The sequence below is a fragment of the Serratia sp. SM04 genome (assembly GCF_040280225.1).
In the GTDB taxonomy this organism is placed as follows: domain Bacteria; phylum Pseudomonadota; class Gammaproteobacteria; order Enterobacterales; family Enterobacteriaceae; genus Serratia; species Serratia sarumanii.
Window position 1 is genome coordinate 442656 of sequence record NZ_JBEOQT010000022.1, and the last position, 22820, is coordinate 465475.

The 22820-nt window shown below is 62.0% G+C and carries 24 protein-coding genes; 8 read left to right on the forward strand and 16 right to left on the reverse strand.

What is annotated here, in order from left to right; genetic code table 11:
- Positions 1–4: 4 nt before the first annotated feature.
- Complete coding sequence (locus ABTW55_RS22850) at positions 5–385, reverse strand: RidA family protein (RefSeq protein ID WP_041037983.1); 381 nt, start codon at positions 383–385, stop codon at positions 5–7.
- A gap of 182 nt (positions 386–567) precedes the next feature.
- On the opposite strand from ABTW55_RS22850, the gene ABTW55_RS22855 reads away from it, so the two are divergent.
- Entirely contained in the window at positions 568–1422 is an 855-nt protein-coding gene (locus ABTW55_RS22855; RefSeq protein ID WP_060420865.1) for an aminoglycoside phosphotransferase family protein, read from the forward strand.
- Here the strand turns inward: ABTW55_RS22855 and ABTW55_RS22860 are convergent.
- Together ABTW55_RS22860 and ABTW55_RS22865 are read right to left on the reverse strand one after the other, a co-directional pair.
- Positions 1387–1890, reverse strand: a complete 504-nt coding sequence (locus ABTW55_RS22860; RefSeq protein WP_033638403.1) for a cupin domain-containing protein — start codon at positions 1888–1890, stop codon at positions 1387–1389. The genes ABTW55_RS22855 and ABTW55_RS22860 overlap by 36 nt on opposite strands.
- 100 nt (positions 1891–1990) lie before the next feature.
- On the reverse strand, positions 1991–3178 hold the full coding sequence (locus ABTW55_RS22865; protein ID WP_049197123.1) for a benzoate/H(+) symporter BenE family transporter: 1188 nt from the start codon (positions 3176–3178) through the stop codon (positions 1991–1993).
- 115 nt (positions 3179–3293) lie between these two features.
- On the opposite strand from ABTW55_RS22865, the gene ABTW55_RS22870 reads away from it, so the two are divergent.
- A complete protein-coding gene (locus tag ABTW55_RS22870; RefSeq protein ID WP_060420868.1) occupies positions 3294–3857 on the forward strand; it encodes a helix-turn-helix domain-containing protein in 564 nt (187 codons plus the stop codon).
- A 194-nt stretch (positions 3858–4051) separates the two neighbouring features.
- Complete coding sequence (locus ABTW55_RS22875) at positions 4052–6145, forward strand: prolyl oligopeptidase family protein (RefSeq protein ID WP_060420872.1); 2094 nt, start codon at positions 4052–4054, stop codon at positions 6143–6145.
- Between the two features lie 77 nt (positions 6146–6222).
- On the opposite strand, the gene dtpA is transcribed toward ABTW55_RS22875, so the two are convergent.
- From dtpA to ABTW55_RS22905, 6 genes are all read right to left on the reverse strand, one after another.
- Positions 6223–7737, reverse strand: coding sequence for a dipeptide/tripeptide permease DtpA (dtpA, locus tag ABTW55_RS22880; RefSeq protein ID WP_033638407.1), 1515 nt, complete (start codon positions 7735–7737; stop codon positions 6223–6225).
- 604 nt (positions 7738–8341) lie between these two features.
- Positions 8342–8983 (reverse strand): endonuclease III, encoded by a 642-nt coding sequence (nth, locus tag ABTW55_RS22885; protein WP_019455952.1) that lies wholly within the window; start codon positions 8981–8983, stop codon positions 8342–8344.
- Complete coding sequence (locus ABTW55_RS22890) at positions 8983–9681, reverse strand: electron transport complex subunit E (RefSeq protein ID WP_033638408.1); 699 nt, start codon at positions 9679–9681, stop codon at positions 8983–8985. Before ABTW55_RS22890 ends, nth begins: the two co-directional genes overlap by 1 nt.
- The gene (rsxG, locus tag ABTW55_RS22895) at positions 9678–10307 is read right to left on the reverse strand and encodes an electron transport complex subunit RsxG (RefSeq protein ID WP_033654762.1); all 630 of its coding nucleotides are present in this window, start codon (positions 10305–10307) and stop codon (positions 9678–9680) included. Before rsxG ends, ABTW55_RS22890 begins: the two co-directional genes overlap by 4 nt.
- 9 nt (positions 10308–10316) lie before the next feature.
- Entirely contained in the window at positions 10317–11402 is a 1086-nt protein-coding gene (rsxD, locus tag ABTW55_RS22900) for an electron transport complex subunit RsxD (protein WP_049197119.1), read from the reverse strand.
- Positions 11399–11743 (reverse strand): hypothetical protein, encoded by a 345-nt coding sequence (locus ABTW55_RS22905; protein WP_125875309.1) that lies wholly within the window; start codon positions 11741–11743, stop codon positions 11399–11401. Before ABTW55_RS22905 ends, rsxD begins: the two co-directional genes overlap by 4 nt.
- Before the next feature lie 24 nt (positions 11744–11767).
- On the opposite strand from ABTW55_RS22905, the gene ABTW55_RS22910 reads away from it, so the two are divergent.
- Entirely contained in the window at positions 11768–12661 is an 894-nt protein-coding gene (locus ABTW55_RS22910; protein WP_039566349.1) for a helix-turn-helix domain-containing protein, read from the forward strand.
- Between the two features lie 32 nt (positions 12662–12693).
- On the opposite strand, the gene rsxC is transcribed toward ABTW55_RS22910, so the two are convergent.
- From rsxC to ABTW55_RS22930, 4 genes are all read right to left on the reverse strand, one after another.
- A complete protein-coding gene (gene rsxC / locus ABTW55_RS22915) occupies positions 12694–15123 on the reverse strand; it encodes an electron transport complex subunit RsxC (protein ID WP_060420875.1) in 2430 nt (809 codons plus the stop codon).
- Positions 15116–15688 carry an electron transport complex subunit RsxB gene (gene rsxB, locus ABTW55_RS22920; RefSeq protein WP_004938428.1) on the reverse strand — a complete coding sequence of 191 codons (573 nt, stop codon included), beginning with the start codon at positions 15686–15688 and terminating at the stop codon, positions 15116–15118. The genes rsxC and rsxB overlap by 8 nt, the downstream gene beginning before the upstream one ends.
- Entirely contained in the window at positions 15688–16269 is a 582-nt protein-coding gene (gene rsxA, locus ABTW55_RS22925; RefSeq protein WP_004938443.1) for an electron transport complex subunit RsxA, read from the reverse strand. Before rsxA ends, rsxB begins: the two co-directional genes overlap by 1 nt.
- A 135-nt stretch (positions 16270–16404) precedes the next feature.
- Entirely contained in the window at positions 16405–16845 is a 441-nt protein-coding gene (locus ABTW55_RS22930; RefSeq protein ID WP_019455945.1) for a DUF2569 domain-containing protein, read from the reverse strand.
- Between the two features lie 231 nt (positions 16846–17076).
- On the opposite strand from ABTW55_RS22930, the gene ABTW55_RS22935 reads away from it, so the two are divergent.
- Both ABTW55_RS22935 and ABTW55_RS22940 read left to right on the forward strand, forming a co-directional pair.
- A complete protein-coding gene (locus ABTW55_RS22935) occupies positions 17077–18117 on the forward strand; it encodes an oxidoreductase (RefSeq protein ID WP_060420879.1) in 1041 nt (346 codons plus the stop codon).
- Positions 18118–18190: 73 nt separating this feature from the next.
- Positions 18191–19195 (forward strand): bile acid:sodium symporter family protein, encoded by a 1005-nt coding sequence (locus ABTW55_RS22940; RefSeq protein ID WP_033648207.1) that lies wholly within the window; start codon positions 18191–18193, stop codon positions 19193–19195.
- A gap of 11 nt (positions 19196–19206) precedes the next feature.
- Here ABTW55_RS22940 and ABTW55_RS22945 read toward each other — a convergent pair whose 3' ends face one another.
- The 3 genes from ABTW55_RS22945 to ABTW55_RS22955 form a co-directional block, all read right to left on the reverse strand.
- The gene (locus tag ABTW55_RS22945) at positions 19207–19752 is read right to left on the reverse strand and encodes an AAA family ATPase (protein WP_039566332.1); all 546 of its coding nucleotides are present in this window, start codon (positions 19750–19752) and stop codon (positions 19207–19209) included.
- Positions 19753–19862: 110 nt separating this feature from the next.
- Positions 19863–20861, reverse strand: coding sequence for an adenosine deaminase (gene add / locus ABTW55_RS22950; RefSeq protein WP_033638417.1), 999 nt, complete (start codon positions 20859–20861; stop codon positions 19863–19865).
- Between the two features lie 136 nt (positions 20862–20997).
- Positions 20998–21753 (reverse strand): DeoR/GlpR family DNA-binding transcription regulator, encoded by a 756-nt coding sequence (locus ABTW55_RS22955; protein WP_041034945.1) that lies wholly within the window; start codon positions 21751–21753, stop codon positions 20998–21000.
- A gap of 97 nt (positions 21754–21850) precedes the next feature.
- Here ABTW55_RS22955 and ABTW55_RS22960 point away from each other — a divergent pair, with 97 nt between their 5' ends.
- Both ABTW55_RS22960 and ABTW55_RS22965 read left to right on the forward strand, forming a co-directional pair.
- Positions 21851–22447 (forward strand): NUDIX domain-containing protein, encoded by a 597-nt coding sequence (locus ABTW55_RS22960; RefSeq protein WP_049196846.1) that lies wholly within the window; start codon positions 21851–21853, stop codon positions 22445–22447.
- Positions 22444–22812: a hypothetical protein gene (locus tag ABTW55_RS22965; RefSeq protein ID WP_033638420.1), complete on the forward strand. Its 369-nt coding sequence runs from the start codon at positions 22444–22446 to the stop codon at positions 22810–22812. The genes ABTW55_RS22960 and ABTW55_RS22965 overlap by 4 nt, the downstream gene beginning before the upstream one ends.
- The last annotated feature ends 8 nt before the right edge of the window (positions 22813–22820 follow it).

Below are 22820 nucleotides of genomic sequence, written 5' to 3' on the forward strand. Positions count from 1 at the left end.
CGCATTATTGCAACGCCATCACCGCTTCTATCTCTACGCACACCTGCGGTGAAAACAACGCGCTGACTGCCATCAGTGAACAGGCCGGCAGCGCGCCATCGAAATAGTCAAACAGCACCGGGCGCACGCCCGCCAGATCGGCGATGTCGGTCAGGAACACGCTGATTTTAATCAACGCTTTAAGATTAACGCCTTCGCTGGCGGCGATAGTGGCTAACTGCTCGAGGATCTCCTGCGTTTGCTCCGGCGCGCTCAAGCCTTGCGCGTCGGTGGCGAAGGCCGTCAATCCCGACACGTACAGGCGATCGCCGTGGCGCACCGCATGCACATAGGGGCCGCCCGGCGTAGGCAACTGCGGATAATTCGTGCGTTTTAATGATGTCATGATCAAACCCCGCGCAAGACCGGTTAATAAAATCGACAAACTTGGTTAGGATACTGAGGAAACGGCGGCCAGACGCCGCGCACCGATGATATTTGAGAGTATCATCCCTCTTTATTTTATACGTCGTCTTTCACCTGAATGTGACAGTGCGGCGCAGATCGGCCACAAGGACGCATGAGACGATGAACCCGCTTTTTACTCCCTACCTGCAACGCTGGCAACTGGAACAGGACGGCAAAGCCTTCGAAACCCACAGCAGTCTGCTGATGCCGGTGCGTTACCGGGGCGAGGCGGCGATGCTGAAGATCGCCCGCGAGCAGGAGGAGCGCTTCGGTGGCCAACTGATGTGCTGGTGGCGTGGGAAAGGCGCCGCGCAGGTGCTGGCGTGGCATGACGACGGCATTCTGCTGGAGCGCGCGCAGGGTGAAGGCTCGTTGGCGCAGCTGGTGCGTGACGGCGACGATGAGCAGGCCACGCAAATCCTGTGCCGGGCGATCGCCGCCTTGCATGCGCCGCGAGCGGAACCGTTGCCCGAGCTGATCCCGTTGCAGGAGTGGTTCAGCTCACTGTGGCCGGCGGCGCAGGCGCACGGCGGCATGCTGCGTCTCTGTGCCACGGCGGCGGCAGAATTGCTGCACAGCCCGCGAGAAGAGAGCGTGCTGCACGGCGATATTCACCATGACAACGTGCTGGACTTCGGCGAACGCGGCTGGCTGGCGATCGATCCCAAGCGTTTGTACGGCGAACGGGGCTTCGACTACGCCAATATCTTCTGCAATCCCAACTACGGCATCGCCACCGATCCGGCCATTTTCCAGCGCCGCGTGGAACAGGTCTGTCGCTTGGCTGGGCTGGAGCGCCGGCGCTTGCTGCAATGGATCCTCGCCTGGTCGGGGCTCTCCGCCGCCTGGTTCATGGAAGACGGGCAGGCGGCGGACATCGACTTTCGCGTCGCCGAGCTGGCGGCGCGCGCGCTGGATCTCCCGCTGCCGGGCGGCGATTCAGGGTTCATCCTGCCAGTAATCGAGCGAGGTTGAAGGGCGCTGCAGGTAGCGCACCTGCTGGCCGTCTGCGCCGCGCGCCATCGCCTGGTATTTGCCGGAATCCGGGTACATCACCAGCTCCGGCTGCTCGCGCGTGCTGACGGACAGGTACTTCAGCGGCGCATCGGAGGTGTTGATGATCTGGTGCGGGTATTCCGGGCCCGGCGGAATGAAGATGACATCCCCGCTGACGATCGGCAGCATTTCTCCGGCCACCCGCAGCGTACCGCTGCCTTCCAGAATGATGAACATTTCCTCCTGAGCGTAGTGAAAATGGTAGGGGCAGGAGCGCATACCCGGCGCGACACAATCGAAAGAGGCGCCCAGCTTGTCGGCGGCGGTGCCGGTGCCGAGGCGAGCGCCGACGCTGTCATACAGCGGCGGCCGCCGATCGTGCCGCTTATCTACCCGTTCGACATTGCGTATCAGGCGCTGAGCCAACAGCGCAGCTTTCTCAGTCATAGGCTTCCTTGGTGACGGCGTCACTTATTTTGTGAATTGATCTCAAGACGACAGAGAAAGTGAAGGCGCCACGGCGGCACTTGTCAATGTAGACCGCCCGTTATGCTTGGCTTGTTCGCTGCGGCAGCGACAGCAGCAGATGGGCGATCGCGCCGCCGACGATGCCCCAGAAGGCCGAACCGATGCCCAGTAACGTGACGCCGGAGGCGGTGATGAGGAAGGCGATCAGCGCCGCGTCGCGCTGTTTCTCATCATGCAGCGCGCGCTGCAGGCTGCCACCGATGGTGCCGAGCAGCGCCAGCCCGGCGATGGTGTGGATCAGGGCGACCGGCAACGCGCTGAACAGCAGGCCGATGGCGCCGCCGAACAGCCCGGCCAACAGGTAGAAGCCGCCGGCGGCCACCGCGCCCATATAGCGGCGCTGCGGATCGGGATGCACGTCCGGGCCCATGCAGATGGCGGCGGTGATCGCGGCGATGCACACCGAGAATCCGCCGAACGGCGCCAGCAGCAGCGCGGTGAGCGCCGTCCAGGCGATCAGCGGTGAGGTGGGGACGCGGTAGCCCGCCGCCTGCAGCGTGGCGATGCCGGGCGCATTCTGCGAAGCCATGGTCACCACGAAGAACGGCACGCCGATGCCCAGCAGCGTCGGCCAACTGAAGTGCGGCGCGATAAATTCCGGCATGGCAAACGCCGGCGCGTGTTGCGCCGGCTGGATATTGCCCTGCAGCGCGGCGATCGCCAGCCCGGCCGCCAGCGTCAGCACGATGGCGTAGCGCGGCAGATAACGGCGGCTGAGCAGATAGGCCAGCCCCATGCCGGCGCTCAGCGGGAAATTGAGCTGCAGCGAAGCGAAGGCGTCCAGCCCGAAACGCAACAGGATCCCCGCCAGCATCGCGGCGGAAATCGCCTGCGGAATGTAGTCCATCAGGCGGGCGAACAGCCCGGTGACGCCGCACAGCAGGATCAGGCCGGAAGCGAAGATAAACACGCCGATCGCCTCGTTGATCGGCGTGCCGGGCAGGCTGGTGACCAACAGCGCCGCACCGGGCGTCGACCAGGCGGTGAGGATCGGGGTACGGTAGTAAAGCGACAGTCCCAGCGAGGTGACGCCCATCGCGATCCCCAGCGCGCTCAGCCAGCCGCCGATCTGCGCCGGCGTGGCGCCTGCAGCGGCGGCGGCCTGGAAAATGATCGCGGCAGAGCTGGTGTAACCCACCAGAACGGCGACAAAGCCGGCCATGACGGCGGGCAGGGTCAGGTGGCGCAGGGAGAGGGCTGGGCGCATGAGGTGCTCCAATCGGTGACTGTGCGTTATAACGCACGATGAGAAATCAGCATAGCACCGTGCGCTATAGCGCACAAGCGGGTATAATCGAGCCCGACATGCAGAGGAGAACAGGATGCAGGAACTTGCCGGCCACTTGGCGCACACCCTTCGCACGCTGCGCATACAGCGCGGCTGGAGCCTGACGCAGGCGGCGGAATACACCGGCGTCAGCAAGGCGATGCTCGGGCAGATCGAACGCGGCGAGTCCAGCCCGACGGTGGCGACGCTGTGGAAGATCGCCACCGGTTTCAACGTGGCGTTCTCCGCCTTTCTCGAGGCTTCTCCCGCGCAGCAGCAGGCGACGCTGCACCGCTACGGCGATCTGCCGGTGTACGATCAGGACAACGCCGATATGCGCGTGGTGCCGCTGTTTCCCTACGATCGCCAGCTGGGTTTCGATATGTTCGTCATCGATCTTGCGCCGGGCGCGCTCAGCGAGTCGTCGCCCCATGAGCCGGGCGTGATCGAGCATGTCATCGTGATCAGCGGCCGGTTGGAGTTGGCGATAGACGGCGAATGGCACAGCCTGGCCGCCGGCGAGGCGATGCGCTTTCAGGCCGATCGGCCGCACGCTTACCGCAACGCCAGTTCACAAACGGTGCGTATCCACGATCTGATCCACTATCCTCAATCCTGACTCAACGCGGCGGCCGTGGGCTTTGACTCCGCGCCGCCAAACGCCTACCTTGTTGAAAATGACGCTTATTTCACAGGCTGTCGCCCACGACGGGGCGGCGTTGCAGCCGACTCAAAAGGAGCTTGATTTTGCCGGTCACCAATCGACGTCAGTTTATTAAACTCAGTGCGCAAACCGCAGGAGCCGTATTCGCGATGACTTCATTACCCAACAGTATCCGCCTGGCGATGGCGGCGGAAGGCGGCGCGGCCGCCGGCGATGAATTCCTGTGGCTGGAGGAGCTGCAGGGTAAAAAAGCGCTGCAATGGGTGCAGCAGGAAAATCAGCGCTCCGTGGCGCGTTTCGGCCAGGGCGAAGACTTTCAGCGCATTGAGCGCGAGGTGCTGGATATCCTCAATAAAGACACCCAAATCCCGTGGGTGAGCAAGCGCGGCGAGTACTATTACAACTTTTGGCAGGACCAGGCTAACCCGCGCGGCCTGCTGCGGCGCACCACGCTGGACGAGTACCGCAAGGCCAAACCGGCCTGGGAAACGGTGCTGGATATCGATGCGTTGGGCAAGGCGGAGGGCAAGGATTGGGTTTATCAGGGCTCGCAGCCGCTGGCGCCGGAATACCGCTATTGCCTGATGCAGCTGTCGCCGGACGGCGGCGACGCCACCGAAATCCGCGAATTCGATCTGGTGGCCAAACGCTTCGTCAAGGACGGCTTCAACGTACCGGTGGCGAAAAGCCGGGTTTCCTGGGTCGATCGGGACACGCTGTTCATCGCCACCGATTTCGGCCCCGGATCGATGACCCAGTCCGGCTACGCGCGCATCGCCAAACGCTGGCGGCGCGGCACGCCGCTGAGCGCCGCCGAAACGCTGTACGAAGCGCAGCCCGAGGACATGGCGGTCTTCGCCTATCACGATCGCACGCCGGGCTTTGAGCGCGATTTCGTCGGCCGCAGCCTGGATTTCTATCGCCGCGACTACTTCTTGCTGGCTCAGGACGGCCGGCAGATCAAAATCGACATCCCGGCCGACGCCGAGCTGGATACGCACCGTGAATGGCTGCTGATTAAACCGAGCAGCGACTGGGAGGTGGGCGGCAAGCGCTATCCGTCCGGCGCGCTGCTGGCGGCCAACTTCGATGACTATCTGGCGGGCAAGCGCGAGCTGCAGTCGCTGTTTACCCCGACGGCGGAGCAGGCGCTGAGCGGCTACAGCGGCACCCGCGATCACCTGATCCTCAGCATCATGGATAACGTGGTCAACCGGCTGGAAGTGCTGACGCCGAAGGGCGGCAGCTGGCAACGTCGCCCGCTGGGCAACCCCGGCGCCATCAGCACCCTTTCCGCCGGCGGCATCGACGAAGAGAGCAACGCCTATTTCCTGACCGTCAGCGGGTTCCTGCAGCCGACCTCGCTGTACATGGGCAATCTCGACGGCGGTGAGGCGACGCTGCTGAAACAGGCGCCGCAGGATTTTGACGCGTCAGGCTACCAGGTGAGCCAGCATTTTGCGCGCTCCAAGGATGGTACCCGCGTGCCGTACTTCCAGATTGCCGCCAAAGATCTCAAATCGGACGGCAGCACGCCGGCGCTGCTGTATGGCTACGGCGGGTTTGAAGTGCCGCTGCTGCCGGGCTATCTCGGCGGCAAGGCGCCGGCCTGGCTGGAGCGCGGCGGGGTGTACGTGGTGGCCAACATCCGCGGCGGCGGCGAATACGGCCCGGCCTGGCACCAGGCGGCGCTCAAGCAGAATCGCCATCGCGCCTACGAGGATTTCGCCGCCGTGGCCGAAGATCTCATCGCACGCAAGGTGACCTCGGCGCCGCATCTGGGCGCGCGCGGCGGCAGCAACGGCGGCCTGTTGGTGGGCAATATGCTGACGCTGTATCCGCAGCTGTTCGGCTGCATCGTCTGCGAAGTGCCGCTGCTGGACATGCAGCGCTATACGCAGCTTTCCGCCGGCGCGTCGTGGATCGCCGAATACGGTGACCCGAGCAAGCCGGAGCAGTGGGCTTATATCAAAACCTTCTCGCCGTACCACAACATTCAGGCGAAAACGGCCTATCCGCCGGTGCTGTTCTATACCGCCACCAGCGACGATCGGGTCAACCCGGCCCACGCCCGCAAAATGGCGGCGCGCATGCAGGCGATGGGGTATCAGCAGGCTTATTTCTACGAGAATACCGAAGGCGGGCACAGCGCCGCCGCCGACAAGCAACAGGCGGCGTTCCACAGCGCATTGGTGAGCGAGTTCATGTGGGCCAACCTGAGCGGCAAACCCAAGTCAGCGTAAGCCTTTTTCTTGCAGGCATAAAAAAACACCGGGGCGTTAACTCCGGTGTTTTTATTTACGTCTCAATCTGCCGGCGATCAGCGAGCCGCGGTGGCTTCCTGCGCTTTCTGATTGGCGTCTTCGGTGGTGTCCAGCGTCATGCGATACAGCTTCGGCGCGGTCAGCATCATCAGGATAGCGATGACGGCGGTGACGATACCGATCTGCATAAACACATGGCTGTAGATGGCCAGCGAAGCGTGCGCGTCGTTGATGTCGCTTGGGACGGCGGTCAGACCGGCAACCTTACCGGCGATCAGCGCGGCGGCGGCGGTAGTCAGGAACCAGGAGCCCATGATGAAGCCCATCAGGCGCTGCGGCACCAGCTGCGCCACCATCGCCAGACCCAGGCCGGAAATCATCAGCTCGCCGATGCTCTGCAGCGCGTAGCTCAGGATCAGCCAGTTGACCGACACGATGCCCTGTTCGTTGGCGAAGCTGGCGCCCCACGGCAGCACCAGGAAGGCGCAGGAGCAGAGGATCATGCCGAAAGCGAACTTGTGCGGCATCGGCAGGCGATCGCCCATTTTGTTATACAGCGCCGCCAGAATCGGGCTGGCGAGCATGATCCAGAATGGGTTCAGCGCCTGATACTGCTCCGGCTCGAAGGCGACGCCGAAGATGCTGTGTTCCACGTTGTGGATGGCGAAGAAGTTCAGCGAGGTTGGCATCTGGCTGTACAGCACGAAGAACACCACCGCTTCCAGCATCAGCAGGAAGGCGACGATCATCTTGCGGCGAGCGGCGCCGTGCAGGGCGAAGGTTTCCTTGGCGAACACCAGAACGATGCCGGCGGAAACCAGGGCCAGCGCCCAGCGCGCGATCACCTGGTTGTGCAGCAGCCAGCTGGACACGGCGATCAACGCCACGATGCCGACCAGCACCATCAGCAGTTTCGGCAGATGCAGCGGCTTGAAGTCAGGCTTGGAACCGTTTTCCTTCACCCACTTGCGGCACATCATAAAGTTGACCAGGGTGATCAGCATGCCGACCACGCTCAGCGAGAACGCCACGCTCCAGCCGTATTTCGCCGCCAGCCACGGAGTGGCCAGCATAGAGAAGAAGGAGCCGATGTTCACCGACATGTAATACATGGTGAAGGCACCGTCGAGACGCGGATCGTCTTTCTCATAGCAGGTGGACAACAGAGAGGACGGGTTGGCCTTGAACAGACCGCTGCCCACGGCGATGGTCGCCATGCCCATGTAGACCCAGAAGATGTCGTGGCCGGAGTAAGCCACCATGGCGTAACCGGCGGCCAGCACCAGCGCGCCGAGCACGATCACGCGTTTGGCGCCCAGCACTTTGTCGCCCAGCCAGCCGCCGATGGCGACGAAGCCGTATACCAGGGCGCTGAAGGAAGAGAACAGGGTGATGGAGTCGGCTTCGCTCATGCCGAGCATCTTGACCAGATAAACCGCCATGATGCCCTGCAGGCCGTAGTAGCCGAAACGCTCCCACAGTTCGATCGAGAAGATCAGATAGAACGCTTTCGGTTGTTTGAACGCGTTAAGGCTAACGCTCTCCGGATGTTGGTTGTTTGCTGTTGACACTGGTACCTCTGTTTTTTCGCAGCCCGTCTTTGGAGGACGGGAAAGTACAAAAGTTGATGCGGAACGGCATCCTTTTGCGTTGTTATAGGATGGGGACGGCGGTTAATGTTCACTATCTTTGTCAACGAGGCAAGCAGTTTGTCATATTCGGTTACATTTAACGCCCGCAGGATTATGCCGCGATGTTGCAAATGTTATGCAGTATTAACTTTCGGGTTTTAATGGTTTGCCGATTTTTTGTTTTGATTAAAAGCTATACGAATTTTAAACAGGGATATATTCTGCTGAATTGCTATTTTTTAGCGCATCAGTGTAGGTGAGGTTATTAATCCGTTGGAATGTTGTGCACATGGCGCGTTTTGTAAAATTATAGAAATTTGGGAAAACGAGACTGGCATTTGTGAACGCCTTGTGATCCTGAAAGCGTGACGTTCACCGCAATTTTCGACTAATTTTTCGCTTGAAAATAACACGGCACTGAGCTTTTCACTGAAAACCTCGAAATTGCCGGGGTTACTGCTGCGCGATATCACATTTCCGATAAAAAAGAGGCGCTGGCGGGGGGAGCGGTGGCGACGGGTGCGGTTTGCCGCACCCAACAGACTCAGGATTCCGGATAAACCTTTTCTTTATACTCGCACAGGTCTTCGATAATGCAGGAGCCACAGCGCGGTTTGCGCGCGATGCAGGTATAGCGGCCGTGCAGGATCAGCCAGTGGTGGCAATCGACCTTGAATTCGGCGGGCACCACCTTCAACAGCTTCTCTTCCACCTGATCGACGTTCTTGCCTGGCGCGAAGTGAGTGCGGTTGCACACCCGGAAGATGTGGGTGTCCACGGCGATGGTCGCCCAGCCGAAGGCGGTATTGAGCACCACGTTGGCGGTCTTGCGGCCGACGCCTGGCAGCGCTTCCAGCGCGGCACGATCTTCCGGCACTTCGCCGCCGTGCAGCTCCAGCAGCATGCGGCAGGTTTTGATCACGTTTTCGGCCTTGCTGTTGAACAGACCAATGGTCTTGATGTACTCCTTGACGCCATCAACCCCCAGCGCCAGCATGGCGGCGGGGGTGTTGGCGACCGGATAAAGCTTGGCGGTCGCTTTGTTGACGCTGACGTCGGTGGCCTGTGCGGACAGCAATACCGCGATCAGCAGTTCAAACGGCGTGGTGTACACCAGTTCGGTGGTCGGATGCGGGTTGTTGTCGCGCAGCCGGGTCAGAATTTCCAGTCGCTTCTGCTTGTTCATCAGGCCTTCTCAGCACGTCCTTGTTCCAGCAGCGGTTCCACCGCCACGGCGCGGGCTTTGCGCGCCTTCATTTTTTCGTCGATCAGATATTTGACCGCCAGCAGCAGCCCCAGGCCGATAAAGGCGCCCGGCGGCAACATGGCCAGCAGGAAGGGGCTGTCGAAATGCACCACTTCGATGCGCAGTGACTTGGCCCAGCCGCCCAGCAGCTGGTCGGCGCCATCGAACAGCGTGCCGTTGCCCAACAGTTCTCGCATCGAGCCCAGCGTCACCATCACGCCGGTGGCGCCGAGGCCGATGGCCAGACCGTCCAGCGCCGAGAGGCCGACCGGTTTTCGCGCCGCCACCGCTTCGGCACGGCCGACCACGATGCAGTTGGTCACGATCAACGGAATAAAGATCCCGAGCGACTGATACAAACCGAAGGCATAGGCGTTGATCAGCATCTGCACGATGCTCACCACCGCGGCGATGATCATCACGTAGATCGGAATACGCACTTCGCTCGGCACCCAGCGGCGCACCGCGGAAATCGAGGCGTTGGTCAAGACCAAAACCAGGGTGGTGGCCAACCCCAGGCCGAGCGCGTTGGTGACGGTGGAGGTCACCGCCAGCAGCGGGCACATGCCCAGCAGCTGCACCAGGGCGGAGTTGTTCTTCCACAACCCCTGGACGATCAATTCTTTGGCTTCACTCATTCGGCGGCTCCACACGCAGGTAAGCTTTCAAGTTTAGGCGGCAGCGTTTCCATATACAACGCCGTGCGGCGCACTGCATTGACCACCGCACGCGGGGTGATGGTAGCGCCGGTGAACTGATCGAACATACCGCCGTCTTTCTTCACCGCCCAGCGCTTATCGTCCGGGCCTTCGATTTTCTTGCCGCTGAAGAAGGAAATCCAGTCGGAAATGCGCAGTTCGATTTTGTCCCCCAGCCCCGGGGTTTCGTGGTGTTCAATCACGCGGGTGCCGAGCACCGTGCCGTTGAAATCGGCGCCGACCAGCAGCTTGATGGCGCCGGAGTAGCCGTCCGGCGCGGTGGTTTCCAGCGCGGCGGCGGTCGGTTGCCCGTTTTTGCGCGCCAGGTACAAGCGGTGCGGCGCGCCGTCGCCCAGCGCCGGATCGCTGACCAGGAGGCATTCGTTCTGCATAATGTTGTCGTAGTTTTCCGGCGGCACCACCTGATCGAGCAACGCTTTTTGCTGCAGCGCCGCCTGATGGGCGATGGTGCCTTTCGTCAAGGTATAGACCACGGCGGTCAGGCCGGTGGTGACCGCCGCGAACACCGCCAGCGTGGTGCCGTGCTTTCTCATGGAATTCAGCATGGCGGCTCCTTAGCGATGGCCGTACACGCGCGGCTGCGTGTAGTGGTCGATTAACGGGACGGTGATGTTGGCGAGCAGCACGGCGAAAGCCACGCCGTCGGGGTAGCCGCCATAGACGCGGATCAGCCAGACCAGCATGCCGATCAGCGCGCCGTAGATCAGGCGGCCCTTCGGCGTGGTGGAGGCGCTGACCGGATCGGTGGCGATAAAGAACGCGCCCAGCATGCTGGCGCCGGAGAACAGGTGAATCAGCGGCGAAGCCTGATGCGCCGGATCGATCCACCAGGCAAGGCCGGAGCAGAAGGCGATGGCGGCCAACATGCTGAAAGGGATTTGCCAATGGATCAGGCGCCGCGCCAGCATAAACAGGCCGCCGGCCAGGAAGCCGAGGTTGACCCATTGCCAGCCGATGCCGGCCAGCGCGCCGCCGAACAGCGGCTGCTGCAACACCTGTTCCACGCTGTGGCCGCTGCGCAGGCCGGTTTTGAAGCCGTCGAGCGGAGTAGCCTGGCTGATGCCGTCCACGCCCATCTGCAGTTCGTGCAGCGTCGCGCCTTGCGAGGTATGGCCGCTGAAAATGGCCAGCAGCGTGTCGTGGAGCGACAGCGCGGTGGCGCGCAGCTCATCCGGCGGCAGCCAGCTGGTCATCTGTACCGGGAAGGAGATCAGCAGCACCACGTAACCGACCATCGCCGGGTTGAACGGGTTCTGCCCGAGGCCGCCGTACAGCTGCTTGGCGATGACGATGGCGAAGAAGGTACCGATGACGATCATCCACCACGGGGCCAGCGGCGGCAGGCTGATGCCGAGCAGCAGGGCGGTCAGCAAAGCGGAGTTATCTGCCAGCCGGCTGCGCACCGGCAGCTTGCGCAGCCTGAGGATCGCGCCTTCTGCGGCCAGCGCGACGATCGCCGCCAGCGCCACCTGAATCAATACGCCGTAGCCGAAGAACCAAATCTGCGCCGCGATGCCGGGAATGCACGCCAGCATCACCCACAGCATGATGCGGCTGGTGCTTTGCTGGTTGTGGGTGAACGGCGAGCTGGCGATGTGTAAGCCTTTGGCGGCTGTGGGTGATACCGGCCTGAACTTCATAGAGTAACGATACCTTCTGCGCCGCGCCTGCGGCAGTTTCGATGCGCCGAATTGCGGGCGCGGCAAAAATAATAGCCGAGCATTCTACCTGATTCGATGCGAGGGTAATACGCCTTAATGATAGGGGTATTCGGCTTTCCGCGCATCTGGCGATCGGGACGGCGCGATTTGATTTTTTTTTGGCCGGAAAATGGGCTAACGTGAGGAATTGTCAGTGGAACTTGTGCCGCCATCGACCGCAATAAATGGGTTAACCGTATGAATGAAATATCATTTTTCACCAGATTTCCGCACAAAATAACAACTTTCACATAATCCGTGTAGGTTACTATCGCGAACATTATTGAGTCAGTGAACCCATAATAATGACAAATGAAGACATTTTTTTTATTGAAGAGCTAATTGAGTGGGTGGAGATACATCTGGAGAAACGGCCAAACCTGGATGAAGTCGCGCGTATTTCGGGCTATTCCAAGTGGCATCTGCAGCGTAAATTCAAGCGTATTACCGGCATTCAACTCGCCACCTACATCCGTTCGCGTATCCTGACGCGCGCCGCGGTGGCGCTGCGCATTACTCGTCGCTCGATCATCGACATCTCCGATGAGCTGGGCTTCGACTCTCAGCAGACCTTTACCCGCATGTTCAAGCAGCGCTTCGGCACCACGCCCAATCGCTACCGATCGATGACGCACTGGGACGTGAAAAACCTGATGCCGCGCTTTAACTTCGATGCCAGCTACGGCGCCGGTTATTACCCGGAAGTGAAGCGGCTGACGCTGCCCGAGATGCAGTTGGTCGGTTTCACGCGCCGGCTGGATTTCGCCTCCGAACAGGAGCTGGAGTACTCTTCCTGCATGGCGATGAAGGACGAGATTTTCAACGACTTCTTCAAGGGGCTGCACGTCGACTGTCGGCGGATTTACAGCATCTACTCCCCTCATGCCGGGGAGGGCGACGAGCTCTCATCCACGCTGGTGATGGCGGTCGATCCTGAACACAAAAAAGATATTCTTTCCAACTATCAAATCGACACTTTCCATCTGCCGAGCCGCGAGTTTATCTCCATCAACCATAAGGGTTCGGCGAAAGAGTGTTTGCAGTTTTTCGGCTACCTGATGTCGCATGTAATGCCGGGGCTGAAGGATGAAGTGCGCGGCAGTATGGAAATGGAGATCATTCAAACCAAAGAGTGGAATCCGGAATCCAAACTGCGCCAGATTGATGTGGATTACACCTACCTGATCTCTATCGATTAAACGGCGCCGGCGTCAGCCAGGCGCCGCTGTCATCATTTGTCTTCCGTTTCCGCCGCCAGCGATTCCCTGGCGGCTTTTTTGGCTTTGGCGCGGGCGATAGCCGCCGCGACCGCCGCCTTGCGCGGATCTTCCTCGGTGACTGCCGCCGCCGTTTCCGCCGCTGCAGGGGCATCCGCCTGCTGAGCCGCTTTCTTGGCTTTGACACGCGCCAGTGCCGCCGCGACCGCGGCCTTGCGCGGATCTTCCTCGGTGGCTGCCGCCGCCGTTTCCGCCGCTGCAGGGGCATCCGTCTGCTGCGCCGCTTTCTTGGCTTTGACACGCGCCAGAGCGGCAGCGACCGCGGCCTTGCGCGGATCTTCCTCGGCGGTTGCCGGCACCGTTTCCGCCGGTGCAGGGGCGTCCGCCTGCTGCTCTGCCTTTTTGGCTTTGGCGCGGGCGATGGCCGCCGCCACCGCTGCTTTACGCGGGTCTTCCTCGGCGGTTGTCGGCGTCGTTTCCGCCGGTGCAGGGGCGTCCGCCTGCTGCTCTGCCTTTTTGGCTTTGGCGCGGGCGATAGCCGCCGCCACCGCGGCCTTGCGCGGGTCTTCCTCGGCGGTTGTCGGCGTCGTTTCCGCCGGTGCAGGGGCATCCGCCTGCTGCTCTGCCTTTTTGGCTTTGACGCGCGCCAGGGCGGCAGCGACCGCCGCCTTACGTGGATCGTTCTCTGCTGCTGCCGGAGCAGTGCTGTCTGCGGCCGGCGCTTCCTTGCGCGCTTTCACGCGGGCCAGCGCCGCGGCCACGGCGGCTTTGCGCGCGTCGTCGCCGGAGGCCGCCGGTGGCGCCTCTTTTTCCGCCTCGGCCGCCAACTGGGCGCGGCGTTCACGCGCCTGCGCTTTACGCGCTTCGCGGGCGGCGATCATTTCGCTGTTATCCGGCTGCTGGCCGTCGACCGGCGTAACCGCCGCTTCGGCATTCTTGCTGCGCACGCGCGCCAGCGCGGCCTGCACCGCACCCTGATCGTCGTCGGTCAGTTTGACGGCGGCTTTTTTGTGCCGCTCTTCGCGCGCCAGCTTCTCGCGCTCCAGGCGGGCCAGCTTGGCTTCGTAACGCGCCTTGGCCTCGGCGGCGCGCGCCGCTTCCAGATCGATAGCCTTGATCTCGGCCTTTTCCTGACGGTAGTACTGTACCAGCGGGATGTTGCTGGGGCAGACGAACGCGCAGGCGCCGCATTCAATGCAGTCGAACAGGTTATGGTTGCGCGCCTTGTCGTGCTCCTGCCCACGGCTGAACCAGTACAGCTGCTGCGGCAGCAGCCCGGCAGGGCAAGCGTCTACGCACAGGCCGCAGCGGATGCAGGACTGCTCCGGCTCCTGCGGTGTCATTTCATCGACCGTCGGCGCCAGAATGCAGTTGCTGATCTTGACGATCGGCACGTTCAGCGCAGGCAGGGTGAAGCCCATCAGCGGCCCGCCCATGACCACCATCTGCTGCGCCTGCGGGCGGAAACAGGCGAAGTCAAGCAGGTGCTGCACCGGCGTGCCGATGCGCGCCCACAGGTTGCCCGGGCGCTCGATCGCGTCGCCGGTCAGGGTCACTACGCGCTCAATCAGCGGTTCACCGTCGACGATCGCTCGCTTGATGGCGAAGGCGGTGCCGACGTTTTGCATCAATACGCCGATGGCAGAGGAGTGCTTGCCGTGCGGCACTTCCTTGCCGGTCAGGATCTTGGTCAGCTGTTTGGCGCCGCCGGACGGGTATTTGGTGGGGATAACGCGCAGCGCAATGCCGGACTGGCCGCGCAACGCCTGCTTCAGCGCCGCGATCGCCTCCGGTTTGTTGTCTTCAATGCCGATCAGCGTGACCTTGGGTTGCAGAATATGTTGCAGGATCTGCGTGCCTTCAACGATCTGATCGGCATGTTCCTGCATCAGGCGATCGTCGGCGGTGATGTAAGGCTCGCACTCGGCGGCGTTGAGGATCAGCGTTTCCACGCCGCTCATGCCGCCCTGCAGCTTGCTGGCGGTCGGGAAACCGGCGCCGCCCAGACCGGCGATGCCGGCCTGATGAATACGTTGAATCAGATCCGCGGCGGGCGCTTGGCGGTAGTCAGCCACCGGATCGCGCTCGCACCAGCGGTCTTCGCCGTCCGCCTCGATAATCACGCACAGCTCCGTCAGCCCGGAAGGGTGCGCGGTGATGTGCGGCGTGATGGCGCTGACGGTGCCCGAGGTCGGGGCGTGAACCGGCACGGTGCGGCCGCGGCCGACGGTCAGCGGCTGGCCTTTCAACACCCGATCGCCGGCATTGACGCACAGCTCGCCTTCCGGCCCCAGATGCTGTTGCAGCGGAATGATAAAGGTCTTGGGCAGGGGAGCGACACGCAGCGGCGCACCGCTGGACTGCGTTTTCATTTCCGGCGGATGGATCCCGCCGTTGAAATCCCAGATCCGGTCTTTTTTAAAGGCGGCGAACAGATTAAGCATGTTGCTCCACGTGGATCACTTGCACCGGGATCGTCTTCATGTCCCACTTCCAGTTGGCGGTGGTGGTGGCGACCGGTCTCATTTCAATACAGTCGGTAGGGCAAGGGGCGACGCACAGGTCGCAGCCGGTGCAGAGGTCGGTGATGACGGTGTGCATGGCGCGGGTGGCGCCGACGATGGCATCCACCGGGCAGGCCTGAATGCACTTGGTGCAGCCGATGCAGTTGGCCTCGTCGATATAGGCCACTTTACGCTCCGGCTCGGCGGCGGCTTCGCTGCCCAGCGGCTGCGGCTCGACGTTGAGCAGCTCCGCCAGTTTCAACATCACCTGTTCGCCACCCGGCGCGCATTTGTTGATCATCTCGCCGTTGGCCACCGCCTCGGCGTAGGGGCGGCAACCGGGGTAGCCGCACTGGCCGCACTGGCTCTGCGGCAGGATCGCGTCGACCTGCTCGGCGACCGGATCCTCCTCCACCTCAAAACGGCGCGCGGCGTAGCCCAGCACCAGTCCGAACAGCAGCCCGAGCGCGCTTAAAGCCGCGATAGCTATCCACAACGCAGTCATTAGAATTTCACCAGCCCGGTAAAGCCCATAAAGGCCAGCGACATCAGCCCGGCGGTGATCAGTGCGATCGAGGAGCCGCGGAACGGCGCCGGCACGTCGGCGACCGCCAGACGTTCGCGAATGGCGGCAAACAGCACCATGACCAGCGAGAAACCGGCGGCGGCGCTGAAGCCGTACACGGCGGACTGCAGGAAGTTATAGCCGAGGTTAACGTTAAGCAACGCTACGCCAAGCACCGCGCAGTTGGTGGTGATCAGCGGCAGGAAGATGCCCAGCAGGCGGTAGAGCGCCGGGCTGGTCTTGCGCACCACCATCTCGGTGAACTGCACGACGACGGCGATCACCAGAATGAAGGAGAGCGTGCGCAGATACACCAGATCCAGCGGAACCAGAATAAAGGTGTTGATCACCCAGGCGCTGACGGAGGCCAGCGTCATGACGAAGGTGGTGGCCATTCCCATGCCGATGGCGCTTTCCAGCTTCTTGGAAACGCCGAGGAACGGGCACAGGCCAAGAAACTTCACCAGAACGAAGTTGTTCACCAGTACGGTGCCGACAAACAGGAGCAGGTATTCGGTCATTGCGATGCCTAAAAAAATAAAAGCCGCCTATTATCGGGAATCGGCGGCCGGACGACAACATATGAATCGCAGGGGTATTGCCTTTTTTGGCGAAAATTTACACAAAACACCCGATAAAACGTGCTGCAACCGCCCTTAACGTTCGGTAAAGGTGCCTTTGACCCGCTGCGAGCGCTTGATGTAAGGCACCAGCAGCGCCGCCATCAGCAGCGGCCAGCCGAGGCTGCGCACTGCCACTTCATCCGGCACCGGCGCGAAGGCGAAGGCTTTCACCGCCAGGAGCACCGTGATCAGCAGCCACAGCAAGAACAGCTTGGGGAAGCGCTGCGAGCGCTGGCAAAACAGCCACAGCAGCCACAGGGTGAAGCACCACATCAAGAGCGTGGTCAGCACCGAAAAGTACCATTGCAGGGTAAACGCCTGGGCGTTGGTCAGCAGATAGTCGCGCGATTCGGGCATAAAGATCGCCATGGCGTACAGGAGCAGCATCAGGCTGGCGCTGAGCAGGGTGACGATCAGATAGGCCATCGGGGCCAGCAACCAACCGCCGATACGAGAGTATTCAGCTTGAGACATAAAGGCTTCCTGATTGAAACGGGGATCACAGGCGGCATAGCTTAGCGGGTAATACCGGCTTCGTCATCTCAATCAACCGGATAGCTCGGCATCGCGGCGGGTGGCAGCACGTTTGGCTACTCGACGCCGTATTAAGCCCGCTTCAAATTAACATCTCATTTACTTCTTGTTCCATCCGGCCGCATGGTGTCAAATCGAAAGGTCTGTCGTGAGCCTGCAAGAGGAAATCCCATGGCTGAGAAAATTCGTGTCGGGCTGGTCGGTTACGGTTACGCCGGCAAAACCTTTCATGCGCCGCTGATCGCCGGTACGCCGGGGTTGGAGCTGGCTGCCGTCGCCAGCAGCGATGCCGGCAAAGTGCACGCCGACTGGCCGTCGATGGCGGTGGTGGGCGATGCGCAGGCGCTGTTCGCCGATCCCACCCTCGATCTGATCGTGATTCCCACTCCCAACGACACCCACTTCCCGCTGGCGCAGCAGGCGCTGGCCGCCGGCAAGCATGTGGTGGTGGATAAACCGTTTACCGTGACATTGTCACAAGCGCAGGCGCTGCAACAGCAGGCGCAGCAGAGCGGTTTACTGCTGTCGGTGTTCCACAACCGCCGCTGGGACAGCGACTTCCTTACCTTGAAAGCGCTGCTGAATGAGGGTGCGCTGGGCGAGGTGGTGTATTTCGAGTCGCATTTCGATCGCTACCGGCCGCAGGTGCGCCAGCGCTGGCGTGAACAGGGCGGCGTCGGCAGCGGTATCTGGTACGATTTGGCGCCGCACTTGCTCGATCAGGCGCTGCAACTCTTCGGCAAGCCCGAGCGGCTGTTCGTCGATCTGGGGGAATTGCGGCCGGGGGCGCAGGCGGTGGACTATTTCCACGCCTTGCTGAGCTATGGCAATCGCCGCGTGGTGCTGCACGCCAGCATGCTGGCGGCGGCGGAGAGCCCGCGTTACGTGGTGCACGGCACCCGCGGCAGCTATATCAAATACGGCCTGGACCCGCAGGAAGACCGGCTGAAGGCCGGTGAGCGCCTGCCGCAGGCCGATTGGGGCTATGACATGCGCGACGGCGTGGTGACGCTGTCACGTGGCGATCTGCTGGCGGAGCAGCCGCTGCTCAACATTCCCGGCAACTACCCGGCCTATTACGCCGCGGTGCGCGACGCGATCGCCGGCATCGGCGAAAACCCGGTGCCGGCCGCCGACGCCATCGCGGTGATGGCATTGATCGAACTGGGGCTGGAATCGGCCCGGCTGCAGCAGGCGCTGCCGGTGGTCTGAGCCCGTCCATTTCTCTGTGGCCCGGCGCAACGTCGGGCCTTTTTACGACTTTACGTGCAAGGAAATCCGTTTCATGTCCTGGTTGCAGCGTTTGCGCATTGATAAATTTTTGCTGGTTCTGATTTTGGTGGTGATCGTCGCCTCGCTGTTCCCTTGCGAAGGCATCTGGAAAACCTTCTTTGAACACCTGACCACCGCCGCCATCGCGCTGCTGTTCTTTATGCACGGCGCCAAGCTGTCGCGCGAGGCGATCGTCGCCGGCATGAGCCACTGGAAGCTGCATCTGCTGGTGTTCCTCAGCACCTTTGCGCTGTTCCCGCTGCTCGGGCTGGCGATGAACCTGCTGGTGCCGGGCATCATGACGCCGACGGTCTATCTCGGCTTCCTCTATCTGTGCGCGCTGCCGGCCACGGTGCAATCGGCCATCGCCTTTACCTCGGCGGCGGGCGGCAACGTGGCGGCGGCGATCTGCAGCGCCTCGGCGTCGAGCATTCTCGGCGTGTTCCTGTCGCCGCTGCTGGTGGGGGCGTTGATGCATACCCAGGGCGGCAATACCGACGTGCTGCACGCCATCGGTTCAATCATTCTGCAGCTGATGGTGCCGTTCGTGGTTGGCCATCTGGCGCGGCCGCTGATCGGCAAGTGGGTCGATCGCCATCGCAAGCTGATCAACCTGACCGACCGCTCGTCGATCCTGCTGGTGGTGTATACCGCGTTCAGCGCGGCGGTGGTGGAAGGGATTTGGCATCGCATCGACGGCTGGTCGCTGCTGACCATCCTGGTGATGTCGCTGGTGCTGCTGACGGTGGTGTTGGTGATCAACACCTACGCGGCGCGCTGGCTGGGCTTCAATACCGCCGATGAGATCACTATCGTCTTCTGCGGCTCGAAAAAAAGCCTGGCGAACGGCATCCCGATGGCCAACGTGCTGTTCCCGGCCGCGGCGGTAGGCGCCATGGTGCTGCCGCTGATGATTTTCCACCAGGTGCAGCTGATGGTGTGCGCGGTGCTGGCGCAGCGCTATGCGCGTAAAACCGCCAAACAACGGGCCGAGGCGGAGGCGCTGGCGGCCAAATAGACCTCAGGCCGCTAACGGCAGCCCAGCGCGTCGAGCAGAAAGTCGGCGCGCTCGTCGGGCGAGGCGCGCGGCAGTTCCTGCAGCTGATAGCCATGTTGGCGATAGGCGGCCAGCATCGCTCGATAGGTCTGCTCGGCTTCGGCGAAAGATTGTTTTCTCTCGCTGTCCTGCGCGTAGATCGCTCGCCACGGTGGGGCGATGAACACCGTATCGGCATAGCGAAAAGCGCCGATCGCCGCCGTTAAGGGGGCGGGGATCGGCAACCCGCACAGCGTCAGGTAACCGGCGATATCCGGCAGGCCGCGATCGAAGAACCAGCATGTTGCGCCCGTCGCTTCCCGCCATGAGCGCAGTTCCCAATCCAGCATCCGCTCGGCGAAGGCCTGGCGATCGCCCCACGGCAGCGCATTGCCGCCAATACTCACCTGCTCCTGAATAATCGCCCGGCCCGCCTCCTGCGAATGCGGGTAGCCACGGCGATGAAGAACCTCGATGAGCGTGCTTTTGCCCGAACCCGGGCCGCCGGTCAGCACGATGCGGCGTAGTTTGTCAGACATAAGAAATTCCTCTAGTGCGGCAGAGTTATGGGTGAAAAAAGCGATAAAGACGAGCAGGCGGAAGAAAACGGGGGATGAGAAGAAGGCGCCGTGTGGCGCCTTGGGGGAATTTAACCTTGCACTTTGGCGCGCAGCGCCTGTTTTTCCTGCTCGCTGAGGAAGGCCAGCTTCAGGCCGTTTTCCTGCGCGGTGCGGATTTCCTGCGGCGTCAGCCCGGCCTGCGGCGCGGCGACGCGGTATTCGTGCTCGATCTCGATGCCCTGAACCGCCGGATCGTCGGTGTTGATCGATGCCAGCACGCCGTGGCGCAGGAAGGTGGCCAGCGGATGCTGCGCCAGCGAAGGCACGGTGCTGGTCTGGATGTTGGAGGTCAGGCAGGACTCGATGCCGATGCCGTGTTCCGCCAGGAAGTCCATCAGTGCCGGATCTTCGACCGCTTTCACCCCGTGGCCGATACGCTCGGCGCCCAGCTCGCGGATCGCCTGCCAGATACTTTCCGGGCCGGCGGCTTCGCCCGCATGCACGGTGATGCGCAGGCCGGCGTCGCGCGCGCGGTTGAAGTGGTTGAGGAACAGGCTGCCGGGGAAGCCCAGCTCATCGCCCGCCAAATCCAGCGCGGTAATGCCGTCGCGGTGCGCCAGCAACCCTTCCAATTCCTGCAGACAGGCGGCCTCGCCAAAGGTGCGGCTCATGATGCCGATCAGGCGAATGTCGATGTCGCGATCGCGGCAGCCCGAACGGATCCCGTCGATCACCGCTTCCACCACGCCGGCGACCGGCAGCTGGTGCTTCATCGCCATGTAGTAAGGGGAGAAACGCAGCTCGGCGTAGTGCAGGCCGGCGTTGGCGGCGTCTTCGACGTTTTCGTAGGCCACCCGGCGGCAGGCGTCCAGATCGCCCAGCACCGCTACGCCCCAGTCCAGTTTCTGCAGGAAGCTGACCAGATCCGGTTCGGCGTGGGTGATCTGCACGTGCGGGCGCAGGCTCTCCAAATCGTTGGCCGGCAGAGCGAGATTGAATTGGCGACCGAGGTCGAGAATGGTCTGCGCGCGGATGTTGCCGTCGAGATGGCGGTGAATGTCGGTAAGCGGTAGGCGGGGATCGATCATGCTGGGCACTCGCTAATTTATCGTAGGTAAAGTGCAGAACAGTATAAAAACAAATGAATGAAACTTGCCATCTCGTTGCATAAAAAAGTGACTTGAATCACAAATAATGCGAGATCTATCGCATTATCGTCGTGAATCAGGCTTTCAACACGCTGACGCCCGCCTGCTGCAACGGCGCGATCAATGCGTCGTCGGTGGCGCGTTCAACGATGATGGTATGCGCCAGCGTAATATCGCCGATCGCATACTGCGAGGCGGCGTTAAGCTTGGCGGCGGAGGCCAGCACCACGGTTTCCGCCGCGCGGGCCGCCAGCGCCCGCTTGATGTAGGCCTCTTCCAGATCGCCGGTGCTCAGCCCCGCGGTGGGGTGCACACCGGTTACGCCCATAAAATAGATATCGGCGCGAATATGCGACATCGCCTCCACCGCGGCGGCGCCGACGCTGACGATCGAATGCTTGTACAGCCGGCCGCCGATCAGGATCACCTCCACCGTGGGGTGATCGACCAGGCCTACGGCAACGCTGGGGCTGTGGGTGACGATGGTGGCGTTCAGGTTGGGCGGCAGCTGCCTGACCAGCTCGGCGGAGGTGGTGCCGCCATCGATAATCACTACCTGGCCGGGAGCGATCAGCGCCGCCGCCGCTTTGGCGATCGCGCGTTTGGCGCCGGATTCCAACTGATTGCGCTCGGCGAAGCTGGCAATGGCAGAGGAAACCGGCAGGGCGCCGCCATGTACCCGTTGCAGCAACCCCTCGGCGTCCAGTTCGCGCAGATCGCGCCGGACAGTGTCTTCCGACAGCCCGAACATTTCGCTGAGCTGCTTGGCCAACACCTGGCCATCCTGGGCCAGTTTTTCCAGGATGATTTTCTTGCGCTGGCTGGTCAACATGGCCATTTTCCTCTCAAATTTGCTTTGCACGAAATATCTTGATCATACACGAAATTGCACGATAGTATCAATTTCCTTCCTCTGGCGGAGTAAACCGATGATAGCCACCAAAGACAGGGTTCGCATTGTCGAAACCCGGGTGTTGTCCGATGACTGGTACCTGCTGAAAAAAACCACCTTTGATTTTCTGCGGCGCGACGGCGTTTGGCAGCGGCAGAGTCGTGAGACCTACGATCGCGGCGACGGCGCGGTGATTTTGCTGTTCAACCGGCGGGCGCAAACGGTGATCCTGACGCGCCAGTTCCGCTTTCCGGTGTTCGTCAACGGCCATGACGGCATGTTAATTGAGGCCGCCGCCGGCTTGCTGGACAACGCGTCGCCGGAGGCGCGCATCCGCGCCGAAGCGGAAGAGGAAACCGGCTATTTCGTGCAGAACGTGGAGAAGGTGTTCGAAGCCTACATGAGCCCCGGCTCGGTCACCGAGAAGCTGCACTTTTTCGTCGGCGAATATCAGGCGGGCGACCGCGTCAACGAGGGCGGCGGGGTGGTGGCGGAGGGGGAAGATCTGGAGGTGCTCGAGCTGCCGCTGGCGCAAGCCCTGCAGGCGGTTCGCCAGGGCACGATCGTTGACGCCAAGACCATCATGCTGCTGCAGTTTGTCGCCTTGAACCGGACATTGGAGGAAGAACGATGAAAGCGCAACAAATCCTGATCGCCGGCCCCTATCGCAGCGGCACCGATGGCGATCCGCAGCGTATCGCCGCTAATCTGGCGCGCCTGGAACAGGCGGCGCTGGCGGTTTACCAGCGGGGTCACGTGCCGGTGATCGGTGAGTGGCTGGCGCTGCCTTTGGCGGCCGCGGCGGGTTCCACGCAGGTTGGCGATGCGGTGAGCGAGGCGTTTCTTTACCCGGTGGCCCACCGGCTGATTGCGCAGTGTCAGGCGGTGTATCGCATCGAAGGGGCATCTGCGGGGGCCGATAACGACGTGCGGCTGGCCAACGAGTGGGGCCTGACGGTCTATCGCCGCCTGGAGGAGATCCCGCCTGTTCAGGGGTAACGAAGGGG